This is a genomic window from Robertmurraya korlensis, assembly GCF_023715225.1.
Lineage (GTDB): Bacteria > Bacillota > Bacilli > Bacillales > Cytobacillaceae > Robertmurraya_A.
This window is the reverse complement of the sequence record NZ_JAMBNS010000016.1, coordinates 1-23,517: the sequence shown is the minus strand read 5'-3', so window position 1 is coordinate 23,517 and position 23,517 is coordinate 1. Positions and strand designations below refer to the sequence as shown.

General features: G+C 39.9%; 12 protein-coding genes, 1 rRNA gene and 2 riboswitches. Of the genes, 10 read left to right on the top strand and 3 right to left on the bottom strand.

Annotated elements, in window-relative coordinates; translation table 11 throughout:
• Window positions 1-215: 215 nt before the first annotated feature.
• The gene (locus M3175_RS21585; protein ID WP_251523456.1) at window positions 216-1,397 is read right to left on the bottom strand and encodes an MFS transporter; all 1,182 of its coding nucleotides are present in this window, start codon (window positions 1,395-1,397) and stop codon (window positions 216-218) included.
• Between the two features lie 412 nt (window positions 1,398-1,809).
• Here M3175_RS21585 and M3175_RS21580 point away from each other — a divergent pair, with 412 nt between their 5' ends.
• Together M3175_RS21580 and M3175_RS21575 are read left to right on the top strand one after the other, a co-directional pair.
• Window positions 1,810-3,108 carry a VWA domain-containing protein gene (locus M3175_RS21580; protein ID WP_251523580.1) on the top strand — a complete coding sequence of 433 codons (1,299 nt, stop codon included), beginning with the start codon at window positions 1,810-1,812 and terminating at the stop codon, window positions 3,106-3,108.
• 401 nt (window positions 3,109-3,509) lie between these two features.
• Window positions 3,510-7,688 carry a 5'-nucleotidase C-terminal domain-containing protein gene (locus M3175_RS21575; RefSeq protein ID WP_251523454.1) on the top strand — a complete coding sequence of 1,393 codons (4,179 nt, stop codon included), beginning with the start codon at window positions 3,510-3,512 and terminating at the stop codon, window positions 7,686-7,688.
• Between the two features lie 486 nt (window positions 7,689-8,174).
• Here the strand turns inward: M3175_RS21575 and pgmB are convergent, their stop codons facing one another.
• The gene (gene pgmB / locus M3175_RS21570) at window positions 8,175-8,852 is read right to left on the bottom strand and encodes a beta-phosphoglucomutase (protein ID WP_251523452.1); all 678 of its coding nucleotides are present in this window, start codon (window positions 8,850-8,852) and stop codon (window positions 8,175-8,177) included.
• Window positions 8,853-8,902: 50 nt separating this feature from the next.
• Window positions 8,903-11,197, bottom strand: coding sequence for a maltose phosphorylase MdxK (mdxK, locus tag M3175_RS21565; RefSeq protein WP_251523450.1), 2,295 nt, complete (start codon window positions 11,195-11,197; stop codon window positions 8,903-8,905).
• Between the two features lie 343 nt (window positions 11,198-11,540).
• Between mdxK and M3175_RS21560 the strand changes: the two genes are divergently transcribed.
• The 8 genes from M3175_RS21560 to M3175_RS21525 all read left to right on the top strand — a co-directional run.
• Window positions 11,541-12,482, top strand: a complete 942-nt coding sequence (locus M3175_RS21560) for an AAA family ATPase (RefSeq protein WP_285852387.1) — start codon at window positions 11,541-11,543, stop codon at window positions 12,480-12,482.
• The gene (locus M3175_RS21555; RefSeq protein ID WP_251523448.1) at window positions 12,482-13,687 is read left to right on the top strand and encodes a DUF58 domain-containing protein; all 1,206 of its coding nucleotides are present in this window, start codon (window positions 12,482-12,484) and stop codon (window positions 13,685-13,687) included. The genes M3175_RS21560 and M3175_RS21555 overlap by 1 nt, the downstream gene beginning before the upstream one ends.
• Window positions 13,687-15,888 (top strand): transglutaminase TgpA family protein, encoded by a 2,202-nt coding sequence (locus M3175_RS21550; RefSeq protein WP_251523446.1) that lies wholly within the window; start codon window positions 13,687-13,689, stop codon window positions 15,886-15,888. Before M3175_RS21555 ends, M3175_RS21550 begins: the two co-directional genes overlap by 1 nt.
• A 35-nt stretch (window positions 15,889-15,923) precedes the next feature.
• Window positions 15,924-16,025: riboswitch (purine riboswitch) on the top strand.
• A 100-nt stretch (window positions 16,026-16,125) separates the two neighbouring features.
• Window positions 16,126-17,679, top strand: coding sequence for a glutamine-hydrolyzing GMP synthase (guaA, locus tag M3175_RS21545; protein WP_251523444.1), 1,554 nt, complete (start codon window positions 16,126-16,128; stop codon window positions 17,677-17,679).
• A gap of 95 nt (window positions 17,680-17,774) precedes the next feature.
• Window positions 17,775-17,876: riboswitch (purine riboswitch) on the top strand.
• A gap of 95 nt (window positions 17,877-17,971) precedes the next feature.
• Window positions 17,972-19,303 (top strand): NCS2 family permease, encoded by a 1,332-nt coding sequence (locus M3175_RS21540; RefSeq protein WP_251523442.1) that lies wholly within the window; start codon window positions 17,972-17,974, stop codon window positions 19,301-19,303.
• Window positions 19,304-19,459: 156 nt separating this feature from the next.
• Window positions 19,460-20,302, top strand: coding sequence for a glucose PTS transporter transcription antiterminator GlcT (gene glcT, locus M3175_RS21535; RefSeq protein WP_285852383.1), 843 nt, complete (start codon window positions 19,460-19,462; stop codon window positions 20,300-20,302).
• 193 nt (window positions 20,303-20,495) lie between these two features.
• Window positions 20,496-22,526 carry a glucose-specific PTS transporter subunit IIBC gene (gene ptsG / locus M3175_RS21530; protein WP_251523438.1) on the top strand — a complete coding sequence of 677 codons (2,031 nt, stop codon included), beginning with the start codon at window positions 20,496-20,498 and terminating at the stop codon, window positions 22,524-22,526.
• A 921-nt stretch (window positions 22,527-23,447) separates the two neighbouring features.
• Window positions 23,448-23,517 (top strand): 16S ribosomal RNA (locus tag M3175_RS21525); the annotation flags it as partial.

Here is a 23,517-nt window from a genome sequence, read left to right as displayed (position 1 = left end):
TTTCGGCTTTTTTGAGGCAATAGGCGGAATTTCTCCGTTTATTTAAGCTTTTTTTAACCCTGATTATTAAATAAACGGAATTTCTCCGTCTATTTATCTGCCCGGGTGCAATGCAATTCCAAAGTGAATGGTACCTAGTAGAACCCTGATAAATACAGAAATGACGTATGCCAATTCATACGTCATTTCTTGTGTCTTCCAATAAGAAGGCTGTTTTATGAAAGCGGAGCTTCCCTCTTTGACTGAGGTACCTTGCGTCTGTATACCTGGTATAGGACTAGGGCAAAGAGTGAAAGAATAGCGCCAGAAATATAAGGTAGCTGAAGAGCAACCGAGAACAGCCAACCCCCAAGTGGAGGACCAATGATACGACCTAGCGAATCAAAGGAAGAGAGTAAACCGGTCGTACTCCCGTGTCCAGCATTGGATGTCTTCGTTAATAACGAGGAGACGCTTGGTCTGATAAAACCATTCCCAATACCAAAAACAGTTAAATAAATTGCTGCGGTTACAAAGTTATCAATAAGTAAAATTAAAGAAAACCCAATGGCAGAGATCACAATTCCGAGTTGAATAACCGCTCCTTCTCCCCACTTTTTTGTTAGTCTTCCAACTAGTCCACCCTGAACGATTGCTCCAGCAAGTCCCATAATCATAAATACGTAACCAAGCTGAGCGGGCTCGAGCCCTGCTTTTTCAGAAGCAAAGTATGCGAATGTAGCTTCTAAGCCTGCTAAGGATAATGTGACAAACCATTGTAGGATATACAAAATGGATGCCGGCCCTTTTAAGGCTGAAAAGATCGAATCCCTCTTTTTATGTAGGTTTTCTTTACGTTGTTCACTTGATAGGGATTCTTTTAATACGAATAAAACAAGAAAAAAGGTGAGTACAGATGATGCACCTGCAATAAAGAAAGGAGTGTGTAGACTTTCTTTTGAGAAAATCCCACCTATGGCTGGTCCAAAAATAAAACCTAGACCTACCGACGCTCCGATGATGCCCATCCCTTTACTTCGGTTCTCATGTGAGGTGATATCTGCCACATAAGCCATCACTGTCGGCATGTTGGCTGCTGATAAAGCTCCCCCGATTATTCTCGCTACAAATAACATCCATAATGAAGAGGACATACCCATTAAAAAGAAGGAGAGGGCCAGTCCGAAGATTCCAATCATAATGACTGGTTTTCGACCGATTCGATCGGAAATTTTTCCCCAAAAAGGTGCAAAGAATAACTGCATAAGGGAGTAAACCGCCATTAATAAACCTAGCTGAGTAGGAGAAGCTCCTAATTCTTCAGCATAAAACGGCATGACAGGAATAATAATCCCAAACCCTACCATAACTAAAAACATAACTGCAAATAAAATAGGTAACGCTTTCTTAACTTCCAAAATTAATACACTCCAGTAGATTTCATTTGTATCTATCCTCTTTATTATAACTCTAAGGTTGTGGGTGATAAAAGTCTTAACGATACTTTGCATACGATTAGGGGGATACTTTGAGTTTCATTCGACAAAATTCTCTCGCTGATTAACTTTTTTGAAAAATAAAGAATTTTACCTAATGAACAGTATTTATTTTAAGTAAGAGGAGAAAAACCTCATGCTGACCATAAAGATTCTAGTTCTTTGTTCTTTTAGATTTTTCAAATTTGAGATTTTGATAGTTTAATAGTACTAGAAAAAAATCGACAAAATGCTATGGGTTATTTGACGGGGGTTACTCTACATGATACTAAATAATATAGAAAAAATAATTCTAAAAATAGGAAATTTATAAAGGAGCGGTTTATCTTTGAAAGTGTTTATGCGATTCCTCCTATTACTAGTCCTAATAAATTTTGCCGTTGCATGCTCGAATCAGGAAGCAGCCACGACTAGTAAGGAAAAAGAAAAGGAAGTCGTTAAATCAGTGACGTATCCTGAACAGCCTACCCTAGCTGAAGAAATGGTTCAGCAACCAGTTGGTATCCACTCGGAGGACCTATACGCATCTCTAGAGGGATCTAATGTTGATTCTGAACTTCCATTGGGTTCTGCAATAGAGGATTTAGTGGTGAAGGAATTGGAGCCAAAAGAAATTTATAATGGCTTGATTCATTATTTAGGTGCCGATTATTCACTCGTTTTTGATTCCTTGAAACATTTCATGCCTGATTATGGAGCCTATGATTTATCAAAGGAACAACCATCCTTTAAAAACGTAACCATTCATCTTGACTCTAGTGGAAGTATGAATGCTCAAGTTTCGGGTGGAGTAAAGATGGACTTAGCAAAGCGAGCCATTGCTACATATGCTTCAGGACTACCTACCTCTAGTAAAGTTTCTCTAAGAGTATACGGGCATCAGGATACAGGGAGTGACAATGACAAGGCAAAATCATGTTCGAGCACGGAAATGATGTACGATGCCAATTCCTATGATCAGGTTAGCTTTGAACAGGCACTAACAAAGTTTAAGCCAAGTGGTTGGACACCACTCGCAGCATCCATTACCGCTGCATATGAGGATTTAAAGAAATCAGCTGATGAAAAGTCAGAAAACATCCTATTTGTTGTGAGTGATGGGATAGAAACATGCGATGGAAACCCCATCGAAGAGGCTAGAAAGCTAGCAAACTCGGATTTAAATGTAAAGGTGAATATTATTGGTTTTGATGTAGATGATGCGGGACAGAAGCAATTAAAAGAAGCGGCATTAGCTGGAAATGGAACGTATTATTCCGTTAACTCAAATGTGGAATTGAACGATACGATTCAAGAGTTGCTACAAGATGCAAGGGCCACCTATGAACGGAACTTTGAAATAGCAATGGTTGGCTACAAGGTAAATATGAAAAAAGTAGAAATTGGTCAAGGGATAGAAGATCTTGGCTCTAGCTTTATGGACGTTACTGATTCCGAAAAAGATGTCTTATTTCAGGCGGTGTCTCGACTAGAGGATCAAGAGAAAATCACCCCTGAAGCAGCAGCAGAAGTACGAATCCTACTTGACGATAGACATACAGCGATTAGAGAGTACATCAACCAGCTAGAAGAAGAAGCAAGAGAAAAGAATACCGTAAAGCATCAGGAAGTGATTTCTAGCTTGAAGCGATAAAACCTAATTGTTAATGCGACGTGTTAAAGCGTCGCATTTCTTTGTGTGAGTAAAGAGGGGTGTCAATGGTCATTTTTCTAGTAAATATCTTACATGAAGGGAGGTTGGACATAGGTATTTGTTCAGATTATAGAACGAATGATTAATAGTATAATAGTAGTGTAAATTTGGAAATGAAGTGTTTACTTATGTAAATATTGTTATCCCCTTGTATAGATCGGGTTAAAATTTCGTTAAAAAGAACGATCAGAGAAATGAAAATGGTAAGTTGATAGTAACACCTCAGGGTACTTCCTTCCAACAAGAAAGGAGGAATAAAAAGTTGATTGATTTGGAGGGTTATAGTTAGGAAGTACTTGTTCAGAGGTCAACTATAAAAGAGATTTAGAGGAGGAACACACTTGAAGAGGCTTAGGAAACAGCTTTTTGCAGTAACAACAATGATTGTCATGTTAATTAGTATGGTTCTCCCATATCGGGCACAAGCGGCTGAACCGATTACAGTTGCTCAGGCAATTGCGAATAATACGGGCACAGCTACTGTGACAGGGTATATTGTTGGCTATACTACTGGTGGCGGTAGTGGGAAGGCTACATATGATTTTGAGGCACCATTTGCAGCAGATACTAATTTTGCCATTGCCGACAGTCCTACAGAAAGAGATGCTACGAAAATATTACCAGTACAACTTCCTTCATCACCTTCAAACATTAGAGCAACTTTTGGTCTTTTAACAAATCCATCAATAGTGGGTCAAAAGGTTATTGTAACTGGTTCACTTAGAGCATATTTTTCAGTTCCAGGATTACAGTCACCAACATCCATCCTATTTGACGGCACAACCCCACCTCCAGAAGATGAAGACCCTGTAACAGGCGAAACAGGCTTAAAAATTCGCGACATCCAAGGTCAATCTCATAATTCACCATTTAAAGATAAAAATGTAGTAGATGTACCTGGCGTAGTAACTTACGTTGTAGACGGTAGTAATTTCTACATTCAAGATCCAAATCCAGATGACAACCCCAATACATCAGAAGGCTTACTCGTTTACAAGCCATCACATGGTGTAGCTGTAGGTGATAGTGTAACAGTTTCAGGACTTGTAAAAGAGTGGGTTCTGGATGGTTATGCAGAAAAACTACAAACAGATTTAGCGATGACAGAAATTAACGCCCAATCAGGGAAGATTACGAAAGTTTCTAGTGGTAATGAACTTCCGGCTCCGATCGTTATCGGTAAGGACGCCATTCCACCAACATCGGTCATTGATAACGATCAGTTTGGAACATTTGATCCAGCAGAAGATGGTATTGATTTTTACGAGAGTCTTGAAGGAATGCTCGTGTCTATCGAAAACCCTTCGGTAACGGGTCCGCAAAAATATGGAGAAGTTCCTATTATTACAGGTCAAGTGGAAGGAAAAGAGTATACCAAGGAAGGCATTCCTCTTTTAACAAAGGAAAATCAAAATCCTGAAAAAATGCTTCTTCAGCTTGATGATCGCAGTTATGTGACAAAAGCGGGTGACTCATTTGACGGAACCGTCACAGGAGTAGTTAGCTATACATTTAGTAACTTTAAGATTCTTACAAAATTAGACGATCTACCAGACTTAGTAGAGCGTGAAAGATCAAATGAAGTAACAACGATTCAAAAAGAGGAAGACAAATTAACAGTAGCAGCTTATAACATCGAGAACTTCGTGGCAACAGACACAACGAAGCGTGACAAGCTAGCAAGGTCAATGGTAGACAACCTAGGTTCACCAGATATCATCGGCTTAGTTGAGGTGCTTGATGAAAGTGGTGAAACGAATAACGGAGTAGTGAAAGCTGATGCGAACTACAAAGCATTAAGTGATGCAATTGCCAGCTTTGGAGGTCCAACGTACGCATGGACAGAAATCGCTCCTGAAAACGGGAAGGACGGTGGAGTTCCTGGTGGAAACATTCGTGTAGGCTATCTCTATAACCCTGCCCGTGTGACTTTAAACGAAGCACCAAAGGGAAATGCGACAACAGCTGTTGCGTATGAAAATGGTTCTCTAACATTGAACCCGGGCCGTATTGACCCAACAAACTCGGCATTCAATAGTAGCCGTAAGCCACTAGCTGCTGAGTTTACGTTCCAAGGCGAAGAAGTTATTGTCATTAACAATCACTTCAATTCTAAAGGTGGAGATCAACCTTTATTCGGTAAAAATCAACCTCCATACCTTGAAAGTGAAGCACAACGTGTAAAAATTGCAAAAATCGTTAATAATTTTGTCTCTGACATCAAAGAAAAGAACGAGGATGCTAATGTGGTCGTTTTAGGAGACTTGAACGATTTTGAATTCTCAGCACCACTTGCCGCTTTAAAAGGCGATGTTTTAACGAACTTAGTAGAAACGTTACCTGCATCAGAAAGATACACTTACAACTATCAAGGAAATGCCCAGGTGCTTGATCATATTTTAGTAACAAATAATTTAGCTACAGCGGCAGAGCTTGATATCGTCAACTTTAACTCTCCATATATGGAAGAGCATGGACGTGCTAGTGACCATGACGCATTAGTGGCTCAGTTAGATTTAGCGGTGGAAGAAGGGCCGTTCACACTGTCACTTCTTCACACGAATGATACACATGCGTATGTGGAACAGTTCCCACGACTCATTACGGCAGTGAATGAGCTTCGTGCTCAGAAGGAAAATAGTTTATTACTGAATGCAGGGGATGTATTCTCAGGAACCTTGTATTTCAGACAATATTTAGGGCTAGCTGACTTGTATTTTATGAATCAATTAGGCTTTGATGCTATGACTCTTGGAAATCATGAATTTGATAAAGATTCAGCAACTTTAGCGAACTTTATCAAGCAGGCAAAGTTCCCAATCGTGTCTTCTAACGTGAACATGACAAATGATCCTGATCTCGGACCATTGTTCAATGATTCCATTGGTGGAACGAATGAACAAGGTGAGATTTTCCCAGCGATTATTAAACAAGTGGATGGGGAAGAAGTGGGAATCTTTGGATTAACCACGGAAGATACTGCATTCCTAGCGAATCCTGGTGACGATGTCGTTTTTGAAGATGCCATTGCCAAAGCAAATGAAACTGTAGAAATGCTTGAAGCTCAAGGTGTAGATAAGATTATTGCGCTTTCGCATTTAGGCTATCAGCCAGATGTAGAGTTAGCTGGTCAAGTGGATGGAATTGACGTAATCGTCGGTGGACATTCTCATACTATGCTAACTGAACCTGTTCTTGTTGAAAAAGAAGAGCCAACGTTAATCGTTCAAGCTAATGAATACTTAAAGTACCTTGGTGTGCTGGATGTAACTTTTGACGAAACTGGTGTAATTTCCGATTACGCTGGTGAATTGAAGGATTTAAGTAAGTTTGCAGAGGATGCTGCTGCGAAGGCAAAGGTTGAAGAGTACAAAGTACCTTTAACTGAGCTTCAAAAGCAGGTAGTAGGTAGTACAACTGTTGCATTAAATGGCGTACGTAATGATGTGCGCAGCAAGGAAACCAATCTAGGAAACTTAATTACAGACGGGATGGTAGCTAAAGCGAATGAATACATTCCAACGTATATCGCGATGCAAAATGGTGGTGGAATTCGCGCCTCCATTGATCAAGGAGATATCACCCTTGGGGAAGTATTAACGGTATTACCGTTTGGAAACAACCTTGTTACTCTTGATCTGACGGGAGAAGAAATTCTTGCTGCGTTAGAGCACAGTGTGAGTGCGCCAGGTGCTGGTAGTTTCATGCAGGTTGCGGGTGTGAAATTTAAGTATGATGCTGCTAAGCCAGTGGGTGAGCGAGTATGGTATGTGGAAGCGATGACGGCTAATGGTTATGAAGAGCTTCAGTTGGATAAAACGTACCGTGTTGCGACAAACGCCTTCACAGCTGACGGTGGAGATGGATACACGATGTTTAAAACAGCAAAGGACCAAGGTCGTATAACAGAGCTGTACTTTGTTGATTTTGAAGTGTTCACTTCTTACCTTGAAAAACATAACCCTGTTTCACCGGTAGTTGAAGGTAGAATCGTTCAAGAAGTGTCTGATAGTGTGGCACCAGATGCTCCTGTTGTGAACGAGGTTACAGATCAATCGACAGACGTAACTGGAACGACCGAAGCGGGTGCGAAGGTAGAAGTAACTGCTAATGGAACCGTGATTGGATCGGGAACAGCATCATCAGAAAATGGCAGCTTTAGCATTGCTATTTCTAAGCTTACAGCCGGGACACAGGTCTCTGTGACGGCAATAGATGCTGCTGGTAATAAGAGTTTGACCACGGTTGTAACGGTTCTAGATGTAACAGCTCCGGATGCGCCAAAAGTAAATTCAGTCATTCAAAATGACACAGTTGTTACTGGAACGACTGAAGCAGGAGCGACGGTTAAGGTGATGATGGGTGAAACGGTACTTGGTACGGTTGTCGCTGATAACAACGGGAAATTCTCGATAACCGTTCCAAAGCAAAAACAAAAGAACGTACTAACCGTAACGGCAACAGATGCTGCAGGCAATACAAGCAAAGCCACTACGGTTGACGTATTAAAGAAAAACTAGAAGTAATAAAGAAGGCAGGTTGCTTTTGGGCAACCTGCCTTTGGTATGGGAAGAGGATCGCAAATACGTACACCTACCTAGCACTTTCAGTTTTTTTACTGAGGTATAGGAATTCATAGACGGAGAAATTCCGGTTAATGTGTACAGTAGGGGCTCAAGAAGCAGAAATAAGCGGATATATTCCGATTAACTTCTCTATATATACTTAAATCTAAAGATTGGGTTCAAATAAGCGGAAAAACTCCGCATATTTTGCGAGAAATGTTGGTAATTCCCGAAATAAACGGAATTTCTCCGTTTATTTCAAATCATAGTGAAACTAACTGGTAAATAATGTAAAAAAACGCTTGGAGACACAATGTTCCAAGCATTTTTGCTTATCAAATTGCCTGTTAATTTAAGGGTGAATGACTGTCTGAATACCAAGGTTAGTTCTAATTTTGTTCTTCAAAACCGAACTACTTAATAAAAAGCCACAATTTCCTACTAAAAAAGACCGTTTTCTTTTTCAAACAGCCCCTTAATCTTCTCAAAAGAGAGCTCTCCTGTCTCACTATAGACGACATCTGCTAAAGGGAACGACTCCTTAGGTCCGATCGCAACAGCAAACATATTCGCTGCCTTAATGGCCTCCACACCTGCAACGGCATCCTCGACGCCAATGCAAGATTCGGGCTCAACACCCAGTAATTTTGCTGCTGTTAAAAAGACTTCGGGGTGCGGTTTTCCGTTTGTAACCGTTTTGGCGTCAACGATGACGTCAAAATCATTTTTCAGGCCAAGTGATTCCATAACGGTAAAGGCGTTTTTACTTGCTGAAGCAAGCCCCAGTTTTAGCCCATTTGCTTTAATCGCAACTAGTAATTCCTTGATTCCAGGCAGAATATCAGTAGGGGTAATCTTAGTAATGAGCGATAAATAATGGTCGTTTTTCTTTGAAGCTAGAGCTTCTTTCTCAGCCGCTGAAAAATCACCTGATCGTCCGCCAAGTTGAAGGATTTTCTCCAGTGATTCCATACGTGAGATGCCTTTTAATAGCTCGTTATCTTCACGAGTAAAGGTAATCCCTATATCACCAGCAAGGGCTTGCCAAGCTAAAAAGTGATACTCAGCAGTGTCAGTGATGACCCCGTCAAGGTCAAAAATAAATGCCTCTAATTTCATAAGATCTCTCCCTATAGAAAAGGGGCAGAAAACCCATGCCCCTCCTGTCTTTATTTTTTCAGAGCAACGGTCATCGTTCCGTTCTCTGGTAACACCAGTTCCTCGCCATAAAGCTTCATTGACAATTCTGGTCCTTCTTGTGAAAGTGTCACACCATCTTTTGAAACATGGATAGTTAAGAAATGGCTACGGTACACGATTTTAAAGGAATAGGAAGACCATGATTTTGGAACAAATGGTGCGAACGAAAGAGTTTCATGGGCGGTTCTCATTCCTGCAAAGCCTTGAACGATTGCAAGCCAAGCACCTGTCATACTAGTAATATGAAGGCCGTCTTCTGTGTCATTGTTGTAATTATCTAAATCGAGACGCGCGGTACGATGGTACATCTCGTAAGCCTTATCCTCTTTTCCAAGCTCTGCGCCAAGAATGGCATGGACAGATGGAGAAAGAGATGATTCATGAACAGTCATTGGCTCATAGAAGTTAAAGTTTCTTTCCTTTTCTTCGTAAGAGTACTCGTGATTTAAGAAATACAAGCCTTGAAGAACATCTGCTTGTTTGATGAAGCAGCTTCTCAAGATTTTATCCCATGACCATTTTTGGTTTAATGGACGATCCTCCGGTGCCAACTCGTCTACTGTTTTTAAGTCTTTATCAAGGAAGGTGTCATGTTGAATAAACACATCAAGTTCTTTATCGTATGGAAGGTACATGTTATCGATGATATCCTGCCATTTGGCCATTTCATCTTCTGTAATTTGAAGATCGGATACACGTGTTTCATGACCATTCGCTTTAAGTGCATCAATGACTTCTAGCGTATATCGAAGCGTCCAACGAGCGATCGTATTGGTGTACCAGTTATTGTTCACATTATTTTCGTATTCATTTGGACCGGTTACGCCATGCATCATGTAGACATTTTTCTTTTTATTGTAGTGAACACGGTCTGCCCAGAATCTAGAAATACCTGTAAGTACATCTATGCCATACTCGTTCCAATAGGCTTGATCGCCCGTGTAATTCACATAATTATAGATGGCGTAGGCTATCGCTCCATTTCGGTGAATTTCCTCAAACGTGATTTCCCATTCGTTATGACTCTCAATTCCGTTGAAAGTAACCATCGGATAGAGCGCACCTTTTAGGCCTTGCTGCTGTGCGTTATGATATGCACCACCCAGTTGATTATGACGATAAACTAATAGATTGCGAGCTACCTCTGGGTTTGCTGTAGATAAGTAGAGAGGTAGAGCGTATGCTTCTGTATCCCAATACGTGGCACCACCATATTTTTCTCCTGTAAATCCTTTTGGTCCGATATTCAAACGTGCGTCTTCACCGTAATAGGTACTGAATAATTGGAACAAATTGAATCGAATGCCTTGCTGAGCCTCATCATCTCCATTGATTTCAACATCGGCAATGCTCCAACGCTTAAGCCAAGCTTCTTTATGTTCTTGAAGAAGGGAATCATAGCCCAATCCATGCGAGTGAGTAAGTACTTCCTCTGCCTTCGTTACCAACCGTGCCACTTCATAATCTCTATCTGTTGTAACAGCGACAAATTTAATCAATGAAACAGGTGTATTCTGAGTAGCTTGAACAGAAATCGTATTTTCTACATATTCTTCACGCTCAGAAGTAGAGTGAGACAAAATGTCTCCATTTACTACAAGACGCATACTAGCCGCCACATGGAAGGTAGGAGTGCCAAACGGATTATCCTTCGTTTTCATGACTAAATGACCATTACTGTTACTAACGCCTCGCTGAACTTCCAACCAGAAATCTTCCTCATAGTTGGAGTCTTCATTTCTCACATCTCCATCTAAGTAAGGAGTGAAAGTGACGTTTCCGGAATAATTTTTCGGAGTCACCTGATACTTGATAACAGCAAGTTCTGGATGGCTAATCGATAGGAAACGAACGACCTCTACATCGGTTTCCTTTCCATTTTGATTAATGGTAAAGCGGCGAGTTAACACGCCGTGCTGCATGTCAAGCTCTCGATAATAGTTCGTTACTTGATTTTGGTAACAATCAATTTCTTCTCCGTCAATCGCAACTCGGATGCCAATGTAGTTAATAGAGTTGATGACCTTTCCGAAATAGTGGGGATACCCATTTTTCCACCAGCCCACTCTTGTTTTATCTGGAAACCAAACTCCAGCGATATATGAGCCACGGTGAAAGTCTCCTGTATACGTTTCCTCAAAGTTACCACGCATTCCCATATGACCATTTCCAAGGCTCATCATACTTTCTGCTAGGCGAAAGTCTTCTTTGTTAACTGTTGTTTCAACGATCTTCCATGGATCAATGCTAAATAATCTTTTCATGTCATCACCTCAAAATATTTTAATGCGCAAACGTTTGCACCAAGCGGTAAAAAAATAAGCAAAAGATCTACACATCTATATTGTAAAGGATTTCATAAAAAAATGCTTTATAAATTGTTATATTTTTTTGTCAAAAATTCTAATTGTTTTCTCATCGTATTCTAATAGTCTACTAATTGTTTTTTAGTTGAAACTTCTGTCATAGTATAAATGTCTACTGAAAGAGGGACAAATCTATCAATAATATTCGTTTTTTACAGGAAATTGACAAATATATCTCGAATATATGTTAAAGGTATGAAATTTTTAGCTACTTCAGGAGGTTGTTATAGAAGTGAGTCAGATGAATCCAGTGATTAACCGAATTCTTCAAAATATAGAAAAAGTAATGATTGGGAAAAGAAATGTGGCAGAGTTAAGCTTAGTTGCATTACTAGCTGAAGGACATGTGTTACTAGAGGATGTGCCAGGAGTTGGGAAAACGATGATGGTCCGTGCGTTGGCGAAGTCAGTAAGTGCAGAATTTCGTCGGATTCAGTTTACCCCTGATCTTCTTCCGTCCGATGTGACAGGTGTATCTATATATAATCCGAAAGAATTGGAATTTCAATTTCGACCAGGTCCCATTATGGGGAATATTATTCTCGCCGACGAGATTAACCGAACGAGTCCAAAGACTCAATCGGCTCTACTAGAGGGGATGGAAGAAAGCAGTGTCACCATTGATGGCGTGACACATAAGCTTGATCGTCCGTTCTTTGTTATGGCTACTCAAAATCCAATCGAGTATGAAGGTACGTATCCACTGCCTGAGGCTCAGCTTGACCGATTTCTTTTAAAAATGAGAATGGGATACCCCGATTTAGAAGAGGAAATGGAAGTTCTTGATCGAGCGGAAAAGAGATCTCCGATTTCGGAATTACAGCCTGTCATCGACCTTGAGGAATTAAGGCAGCTTCAGGAAGATATCCAAAATGTAGTGGTGGATGATACGATCAAGCGCTATATCGTGGATATTTCTCATCGCACAAGAACGCATAGCAGTGTGTACCTCGGGGCAAGTCCGCGTGGGTCAATCGGCTTAATGAAGGCAGCACAGGCATATGCATTTATGCATAATCGCGATTATGTGTTACCTGATGATGTCCAGTATTTGGCTCCATATGTACTCTCGCATCGAATCATCCTTAAGTCTGAAGCAAAGTTTGAAGGAATTACGGCAGAGGATGTTATGTCACGAGTGGTGGAAAGAGTACCTGTTCCTGTTAAAAGGCTTGCGAAGTAATGAGAAACATTTTTCTATCAATAAAACATATTTGGAAACTCATCATACTGCTGTTTCTGATCGCTGTTACGTTTTCGTATGCGATGTTCCAAGGTGGGTTTGTCAGCTGGTTTTTATTTTACAGTTTTGTTCCTTTTGCTTTGTACGCTCTATTCTTGGCTTCTTACTCGACTAAAAAGTTTCAGATTAGTAGAGAGCTTTCGAAATTTGAATACAGTGCAGGCGAAACCCTAAAGGTGAAAATTCATTTGACGAGGACCAATGCCTTTCCGCTGTTTTATCTTGTCGCAGAGGATCTGTTAAGTGAACAGCTCCACGGCAATCCAAATGCAAAAATGCTTTTATTCCCAGGTTTTAAAAAAAAATTTGCATTTGAATACGAAATTCCACAGTTACCTCGAGGGGAACATATTTTTCAGACTGTTTCTCTTAAGCTTGGCGATCCTTTAGGTTTAATTGAGAGACAAGTAGAGTTTCAACTAACGGATCGATTTATTGTTTATCCTCAAATAGAGGAGCTGGTCTATCGTCCGCACGAAAATCAGTTTGACCAGGGGATGACTGCATCCAAAGAACGAGTTCAGAGAGATACAACCATGGCAATTGGTCTCCGAGAATATCAACCGGGTGATAAGTTCTCCTGGATCAATTGGAAAGCAAGTGCGAAGCGAAATGATCTTATGACGAAGGAGTTCGAACAACGTCAATCGCATGATATTTGTCTGATTATGGACTGTGCACCTTCTGCAGAATTTGAGACAGTGGTTTCCTTTACCGCGTCTTTAGTAAAGGGGATTCTTCGAAAAGGGGCACAGGCGGGGCTTTTAACCTTGAGTAAGGATCGACAATTTTTCCCTGTTCGAAGTGGAGAAGATCATCAGCAAAGCCTTTTATATCATCTAGCTAAAATTAAAGCAGAGAGTCAAGTATCCTTAGATCGAGTTCTAGGGGGAGAAAGCTTTCTTGGAAATCAAACCGTTTCCACTATGCTGGTGACTTCTCAATTAACCAAACCACTAATTGAAAAAGCAAGTTTTTTCTCTGTTAAAAAAGGGGCAGTGACCATTTATTTGGTGAAAAATCAAGGAGAGTCCTTGAATTCATTAGAAATTTCTTTAAAAGGTTCAGCAAATGCTAGAGGCGTTCGAGTGATACTTGTTCATGCAGGGCATTTTTCGGATGTGTTTTCGGAGGTGAGCAGGTAATGACAGATGTGAACAAGAAACAAGAAACGATGTCCTCTCTCTTTCTTTACTTGCTTGGGTTTTTGTTGTTATGGGAGTGGTTACGACCAGTTGACGCACTAACCGATACAGGAAACATATATATTTTTCTAGGGTTTCTGTCCCTATGCCTCGTGGTTTCTTTTTCGAAGGCTCGGGTTTTCATAGGAGCATTGTTGAAGACGGTCTATATTCTATATTTTATTCACCACTATTATTTTGAAGGGTCTTTTTTTCAATTATCATGGCTTTCGCAGTTTTGGAAGGATTTGATTCTGAACATAAGCTATTCGTTCCAAATGGAATGGAGTGCGCTGACCTTTGCGTTTAGAAGCCTTCTATTTTTTATTCTGCTTTGGCTCATGGCTTATTTGATCCACTATTGGCTGATTATTCGAAGACAGATATTTATCTTCTTTTTTATGACGCTTGTTTATATTACGGTATTAGATACATTTACTCCGTACGAAGCAGACGGTGCGATTGTTCGTACAGTAGTTGTTGGTTTTGCTGTAATGGGAATGTTAACGTTTCAGCGTTTAGTCGAAAGAGAGGCCCTTGTTAAAGGGCTATCCTCAAAAGGGAAGTGGGGGCTACCTCTTCTTTTAATGATTGGTGCGAGTGTCGGACTTGGATTTGGTGGACCAAAAGCGGAACCGATTTGGCCGGATCCTGTTCCGTACCTAACTTCCTATTCTGAAGACAGTGGAGGAGTGAGTAGACAAAGGGTTGGCTACGGAACCGATGATACGAATCTAGGAGGACCGTTTGTTGGAGACGATACGGTTGTTTATGAGACCGAAGTGGACCAAAGGCATTACTGGAGAGTAGAAACAAAGGATATTTATTCAGGAAAGGGCTGGGAGGTATCTAGCTCGGATGATCCCATTCCATTTGCTCAAAATGAAGGGTTTCCAATTAGCTCCTTTGATCAAGAAGGATTAGAGCTAAAGGAAGTGACGGCAAATGTATCATCTGTTCGGAATTATCCGCATATCATCTACCCGTTAGGGCTGAAATCCGTCAGTACCGACAATGGAAACTACTCCTTTCGTGTCAATGGAGGGCTCGAAAAGGTATACACATTAGAGGGTGATCGAACCGCGTCGTTAGAAGAATATTCTGTAACGTACGACATTCCGAAATATAGTGTAAGTGCCATGAAGGCAACAAAAAGCTTAGAGCAAGCTGGGTTAAGTCAAGAGTTTATCTATCAATATACACAGCTTCCTGAAACATTGCCACAACGAGTGAAGGATTTGGCGCTTGAAATTACAGGTGAACAAGAAAACTGGTTTGATAAAGCAAGAGCAGTAGAAAGATATTTTGGGATGAACGGATTTACGTATGATCAGTTGGATGTGGCCGTACCAGGTGCGGATGAGGATTACGTGGATCAGTTCTTATTTGAAACGCTAAGAGGATATTGTGACAATTATTCCACTTCAATGGTTGTATTATTACGCTCAGTCGGTATTCCTTCTCGCTGGGTAAAGGGTTATACAGAAGGGGAGTATCAAGGGCCAACAGAGTCAGGGAAACGAGGCTATACGATTACGAATAATAATGCGCATTCGTGGGTCGAGGTATATTTCCCTGGGGTAGGCTGGGTTCCTTTTGAGCCAACACAAGGTTTCTCAAGCAATGTTCAATTGAATTTTGATTCAGCTACTCAGAGCTCTACTGAGGTAGAAACACCTGAAACTAGGGAGCAGCCAGAAGTAGAAAAACCAGAAACACCTGAAAAAACTGTTTCTACTGACAGCTCTTTTTCTTGGAAGGATGTATGGACTAAGATTGAGGCAGGTTTTGAAGAACACTGGAAAAAGGGACTAATCATCCTGGGTGTGATGGGAGTAGTTGCTTATATTGCTTATAAACTACGGTTAAAATGGCTTCCATATGTACTTGTTTTCATTTTTAGGTTTAAAAAGAAAGATGATGACTTCTCAAAAGCCTATCTGACATTATTAAAGCAACTCGATCGTTATGGGATTAAGAGAAAGGAACATCAAACACTCCGTGACTATGCCGATTATGTGGATTACTTCTTTTCCTCGAAAGATATGGGGACACTTACTTCTCTATACGAGAGGTATGTGTACAGAGGCAAGCTTGAAGAAGGTAGCTGGGATCGTTCGCGTGAATTGTGGGAAAATTTAATTAAAAAGACAATTGCTTGACCGATAAAACGACATGTTGTTACAATAATCTCTAATATTATAAAAATGTATCTCTTCATATATCCTCGAAAATATGGTTCGAGAGTCTCTACCAAATCGCCGTAAATGATTTGACTATGAAGGCGGAGCTTTCTATGGTTGTTAGAGATATCAAGCTAGAATTCTGCCTTCAAAAAATTTTTTTTGGAGTAGAATTCTAGCTTTTTTATTGGGAAAAATAACGATGAGGTGAATTGGATGTCTGAAAAGGTAGGTTTATCAGGTCAGGAAATGGTCGTTGTATTGGACTTTGGAAGTCAGTACAATCAGTTGATTACTAGAAGGATTCGTGAATTTGGTGTGTATAGTGAATTGCACCCTCATACAATTACTGCCGATGAAATTCGTCAAATGAATCCAAAAGGAATTATTTTATCTGGTGGTCCAAATAGCGTGTATGACGAAGGTTCATTCCGTTGCGATGAGGAAATTTTTGAACTTGGATTGCCAATACTCGGAATTTGTTACGGCATGCAGCTAATGACCACTCATTTTAATGGGAAAGTAGAACCAGCTAAGCACCGAGAGTATGGAAAAGCGGCTATTCAAATTGAGAACCAATCAAAATTATTTGCTGACCTTCCACAGGAGCAAATCGTTTGGATGAGCCATGGAGATTTAGTAGTAGAAGCTCCACAAGGCTTTACAGTCGATGCAGTTAGTCCTTCTTGTCCGATTTCTTCTATGAGTGATGCGGACCGAAAGTTATTCGGAGTACAATTCCATCCGGAGGTTCGTCATTCTGTTTATGGAAATGAGCTGTTAAAGAATTTCGTTTTTGGTGTTTGTGAATGTGCTGGAAACTGGTCGATGGAAAACTTTATCGAAGTAGAAATGGAAAAAATCCGCCAGCAAGTGGGTGACAAAAAGGTTCTTTGTGCCCTAAGTGGTGGTGTCGATTCATCCGTTGTAGCCGTACTTATTCATAAAGCAATTGGTGACCAATTAACTTGTATCTTCGTTGACCATGGTTTACTTCGTAAAGGGGAAGCCGACAGTGTAATGAAGACTTTTGCTGAAGGTTTTAACATGAACGTGATTAAGGTCGATGCGAAGGACCGTTTCTTAGGGAAGCTGGCTGGAGTAAGTGACCCAGAACAAAAGCGTAAAATCATCGGTAATGAGTTCATTTATGTGTTTGATGATGAAGCAGCAAAACTTGAGGGAATTGATTTCCTAGCTCAGGGAACTCTATATACAGATATTATTGAAAGTGGTACGGCTACTGCTCAAACCATTAAGTCCCATCACAATGTGGGTGGCCTACCTGAAGATATGCAATTCACATTAATTGAGCCACTTAGCACATTATTCAAGGATGAAGTACGTGCTCTTGGTACGGAGCTTGGAATTTCTGATGAAGTTGTTTGGCGCCAACCTTTCCCAGGACCTGGACTTGGAATTCGAGTGCTTGGAGAAATTTCTGAAGATAAGCTTGAAATTGTTCGTGAATCAGATGCAATTCTACGTGCGGAAATTAAGAAGGCTGGACTTGATCGTGATATTTGGCAATACTTCACCGTGCTACCTGACATCCGTTCAGTAGGTGTAATGGGAGATGCTCGTACGTATGATTATACGATTGGGATTCGTGCAGTTACTTCTATTGATGGGATGACTTCTGATTGGGCAAGAATTCCATGGGAAGTACTAGAAATCATCTCTACTCGTATTGTTAACGAAGTTAGCCATGTGAACCGAGTCGTATATGATATCACAAGTAAGCCACCTGCAACAATTGAATGGGAATAAAATCTAACAAAATACGAACAATAAAACGGACATTTGAAAAAATGTTCGTTTTTTATATTGACGAAAATACGAGACCTTGGTATGATGAAAAAGTACTAATAAATGTCGTTTTTCGTCGTATAATCTTGGGGATATGGCCCAGAAGTTTCTACCGAGCTACCGTAAATAGCTTGACTACGAGGTGAGTGATAAATGGGCTCTTTCTTGGCCTCTATTTCGCGAATCTTTGTTGTCAGGCGCTCCTTGTTGTTGGAGCGTTTTTATTTTTCTAAAAATGGAGGAAAAGAAAGAAATGAAAAAATACTTTCAATTTGAAGAGCTTGGAACGAACTATCGTCGCGAGTTTATGGGTGGATTAACTACCTTCCTAGCAATGGCATATATTTTAGTAGTCAACCCACTTACGTTGACACTAGCAGATGTACCCGATCTTCCTGATGCGATGCGCATGGATTATGGAGCGGTCTTTGTCGCTACAGCATTAGCAGCAGCAGTGGGGTCGATCATTATGGGACTTATCGGTAAGTTCCCGATTGCTCTAGCACCTGGTATGGGTCTGAATGCATTCTTTGCTTACTCAGTTGTATTAACGCATGGAGCACCATGGCAACATGCATTAGCAGCGGTATTTATTTCAAGTGTGTTTTTCTTATTATTAACCATCTCTGGATTACGTGAAAAAATCATTAATGCCATTCCAGTAGAATTAAAGCACGCAGTAGGTGCTGGTATCGGATTATTCATTACCTTTATTGGATTGAAAAATGCAGGCATTATCGTCAATAATGATGCAACACTAGTTGGGCTTGGTGATTTAACAGCTGGTAATACACTGCTTGCTATTTTCGGTCTTCTTATTACAGTAATCATGATGACAAGAGGTATTAACGGAGCGGTATTCTTCGGAATGATTATTATGGTTATCGTTGGTATGATCTTTAACTTAATTGATGCACCTGAAAAGGTTGTTGGTGCAGTACCGAGTCTTGAACCAACTTTCGGTTCTCTATTCACAGCATTTGGTGATCCATCATTTTATACAGCAACTATGCTTGGAATTATTTTAACTTTCTTATTCGTTGACTTCTTTGATAACGCAGGAACGCTTGTAGCCGTTGCGAATCAAGCGGGACTAATGAAAGAAAATAAACTTCCTAATGCAGGAAGAGCTCTATTTGCAGATTCTATTGCATCATTAGTAGGTTCGATTTTTGGAACATCAACCACCACTTCTTATATTGAATCATCTGCAGGGGTAGCTTCAGGAGCAAGATCAGGTTTTGCAGCACTTGTAACAGCAGGATTTTTCTTATTATCGTTATTCTTCTTCCCTGTATTATCGGTTGTTACATCACCTGTAACTGCACCGGCACTAATCATTGTAGGGGTACTAATGGTCTCTTCTTTAGGGAAAATTGAGTGGAATCGCTTTGAAATTGCTGTACCATCTTTCTTAACAATCATTGCTATGCCACTAACGTATAGCATCGCAACAGGAATCGCAGCTGGGTTCATCTTCTACCCAATTACGATGATGGTAAAAGGGCGTACAAAGGAAATTCACCCAGTTATGTACGTATTCTTCGTGATCTTCCTATTATACTTTATGTTCTTAACCGAATAGAAAAAAGGGGTTGGCTACTTGTAGTCAACCCCTTTAATTATGACGTTTTTTCGAAAAACATGAATGCGTTTGCGTATTATAATTGACAAGCTTTTGTCCCCTATATATGATTAAACTTATTATGTCGAAGCTCTCAGAATAAAGCGGGGAATTATGATGTCTGGACTTATCATTAGCAAAAATCTTAATAATAATGTAGTGATAGCTGACCACTCGGAGTATGGAGAGGTTGTTGTGATCGGTAAAGGCATCGGATTTAACCGTAAAACGGGAGATGTCATCGACGAGGCGTCAGCGGAAAAGCTTTTTGTCTTAAAAAATGAAAAGGAACAAGAAAATTATATAAAACTCCTTCCATTTGTTGAAAGCAATCTTCATGAAGTGTTTATTTCTGCGATTGAGTTGATAAAGAAAAGAGCAAATGCAGAGTTAAATGAGCATATCCATGTAGCGTTAACTGACCATCTAATGTTTGCTGTCAGTCGACTTTCAAAGGGAATGGAAATGAGAAATCCTTTCTTAATAGAGACAAAAGCACTCTATCCTTTTGAGTATGAAATAGCCAAAGAAGTAGTGAATTTGATTAAAGAGAATACAGGTATCGAGCTTCCTGAAGGGGAAGTAGGATTTATTTCTCTGCATATTCATAGTGCCGTGATGAATCGAAATCTATCTGAAGTGAATCAGCACTCCCAGCTGGTTACTCGTTTAATTGATATGATTGAAGAGCAACTTGAAATATCAATCGATAAGGAAAGTATTGATTACATGAGGCTTGTGCGACATATCCGATTCACCATTGAGCGTGTTCACAATGGAGAAAAAGTAGAAGAACCAGAAAAAATCGCAAACCTCTTGAAAGAGGAGTATCCGGTGTGTTACAATCTCTCATGGAAGCTCATTAAAGTGATGCAACAAGCATTAAAGAAGACAGTATTTGATGCAGAAGCAGTGTATCTAACGATGCATTTGCAGAGGCTTCAAAAAAAAGTTAAATAAATCGAACTTATCTTTTATACGTGTTACTGATTCGATCAGGCATGAGTGAAGAAGATAATTGAAATGGAGATTTACGGGTATTATAACCTTGTAAGCTCTATTTTGATTCCTTTTTCCCTCATGCCTTTTTTGTTTTCTTTTGCAAATTGGGAAACGACAATGAGCGAAACAAAATTATTTAGGAGGTTCTACCATGTTTAAAAAGGTGTTTGGTGTTTTACAAAAAGTTGGTAAAGCATTGATGTTACCAGTTGCTTTACTTCCTGCAGCAGGTATCTTACTTGCTCTAGGGGCAGCGCTTAAAAACCCTGCATTATTGGAGTTAGCTCCATTTTTAGATAACAATGGAGTAGCAATGGTTGCTTCAATTATGCAAAGTGCGGGGGATATCGTATTCGGAAACCTTCCAGTACTCTTTGCAGTTGGGGTTGCTGTTGGTTTAGCGGGTGGAGATGGAGTAGCTGGATTAGCTGCTATCATCGGATACTTAATTATGAATGTAACAATGGGTACAGCTTTAGGCTTAACGGCTGAAGATGTAAACGGATTAAATTACTCAAGTATTCTAGGAGTTCCAACTCTACAAACTGGGGTATTCGGTGGTATCATCGTCGGTATTATCGCAGCAGGTCTTTACAATAAGTATTATGAAATTGAATTACCATCGTATTTAGGATTCTTTGCTGGTAAGCGTTTCGTGCCAATCATCACAGCTGCAACGGCAGTAATCTTAGGTCTTGTGATGTTAATTGTTTGGCCGCCAATTCAAAATGGTCTAAATGCATTCTCTCAAAACATGGTTCATGCAAACTTAACATTATCAGCGTTTATCTTTGGTATTATTGAGCGTTCATTAATTCCATTCGGATTACACCATATCTTCTACTCACCTTTCTGGTATGAGTTTGGTCAATACACAACACTTGCTGGAGATGTGGTTCGTGGTGACCAACGTATCTTCATGGCAGAAATCAGTGACAATGTTCAAAACCTAACAGCAGGTACGTTCATGACTGGTAAGTTCCCGTTCATGATGTTCGGTTTACCTGCAGCAGCATTAGCAATTTATCATGAAGCTCGTCCTGAAAGAAAAGTGGTTGTTGGTGGACTTATGGCTTCAGCTGGTTTAACTGCTTTCTTAACAGGTATTACAGAGCCAATTGAATTCTCATTCTTATTCGTTGCACCAATTCTATTCGCTATCCACGCAGTATTTGCTGGTCTATCATTTATGGTTATGCATCTTTTAGATGTAAAAATCGGTATGACATTCTCTGGTGGTTTAATTGACTATATTCTATTTGGTCTAATCAACCCACAAACAAATGCTTGGATTGTTATCCCTGTAGGTCTTGTGTTTGCGGTAATTTACTACTTCGGTTTCCGTTTTGCGATTCGTAAGTTTAACTTAAAGACTCCAGGTCGTGAAGTGGAAGAAGAAGGAACAGAAGGAGCAGCTGGACAAACTAGCGACCTTCCGTACGATATTTTAGAAGCAATGGGTGGAAAAGAGAATATCTCTCACCTTGATGCATGTATCACTCGTCTACGTGTATCTGTAAATGATATCGGATCTGTTGATAAAGATAGACTGAAAAAACTAGGAGCAGCAGGAGTACTTGAAGTCGGTAACAACATTCAAGCAATCTTTGGTCCTCGTTCTGAAACAATCAAAGGTCAAATGAAAGACATTATGGCTGGAAAAAGACCAACTCCAGCAGCAAAAGCTACTGAAACAACGAATGCAGTAAACACAACTACTTCAAGTGATGATGCTTTTGTATCACCATTAACAGGTAACCTAAAGCCAATCACAGAAGTTCCTGATGCAGTATTCTCTGGCAAAATGATGGGTGATGGATTTGCGATTGAGCCAACAGAAGGTATGGTTGTATCACCGGTAAATGGTAAAATCGTTAACCTATTCCCAACAAAACACGCAATCGGTATTGTGTCTGATAGCGGACGCGAAATCCTAATCCACTTTGGTATTGATACAGTCAACCTAAAAGGAGAAGGTTTTGAAGCGTTAGTTGGTGAAAATGATACAGTTGTTGCAGGTCAACCATTACTTAAGGTAGATCTTGAGTATATTAAAAACAACGCAACATCAACGATTACTCCTGTAGTATTTACAAACCTTGCTGAAGGTGAGAAAGTAACCATCAACAAGCAAGGTGCTGTAACACTTAAGGATCAAAATATCATCTCAATCACTAAGTAATATATTATAGAAGAAACACGACCAGTCTTTCCTTGGGAAGGCTGGTTTTTTGATTCTAAGATAGTTAGGTTTACTTGTGGGTGCAAAACGGTAAATAGCAGATCGAATCACATATTCTTATTGTTGGGTATAAAATAGACGGAGAAATTTCTCTTATTTAGGAAATTACACTGAAAATAGCTAAAATAGACGGAAGAATTCCGACTATTGACTCAAAAAACGTGAAATTGGGAGTTTTTTCGCTGCTTAACCGGAAAAACTCCGCTTATATATCCCGAACCAAGCTCAATTCTGTAGTCTAACGGAAAAATCTCCGCTTATTATCATTTAAAAAAACAGATGAAGCTTATTTAATGCGTTACCAGGGAGCTTCGGATCCCATAGTCTGCTCAGTTCAGTAAAACTATTGGGGTTTATTTGCCTGGGTCATTAAAATTAATCCAACAACCTTTTAAATCTCAACATAATCCAGAAACCCTGAATCAGGACGATTTAAACAATAAAATTTGTGGAAATGCTGATAAATCAATAAAAAATCACTGTGAATGATATTGTGATGTACCTCTAAAATAAACTCGATAAGAAAGTGAAAGATCGAAATGGCAAGTAAACTATAGGGATTTCAGGGAACGAGGATGAATTACATAAATGCTATTGGTTATTATTACCACGGATAACATGTTGACTCTCCATGCTCACGATGGTATTATATAAAAACAGTCGCTGATGACGAGACAATAAACTTTAAAAACTTTTAAAAAGTTGTTGACTTCGAGCGATTGAGATGTTATTCTAATATAGTTGCTTCTAACGAAGCGAAATTGTTCTTTGAAAACTAAACAAATCATACGTCAACAAAAAATGATTAGTGTTGAAATATACACTAGCCAACGTTTTAACTTTAAGAGCTAATCTTACTCTTTATTGGAGAGTTTGATCCTGGCTCAGGACGAACGCTGGCGGCGTGCCTAATACATGCAAGTCGAGCGGA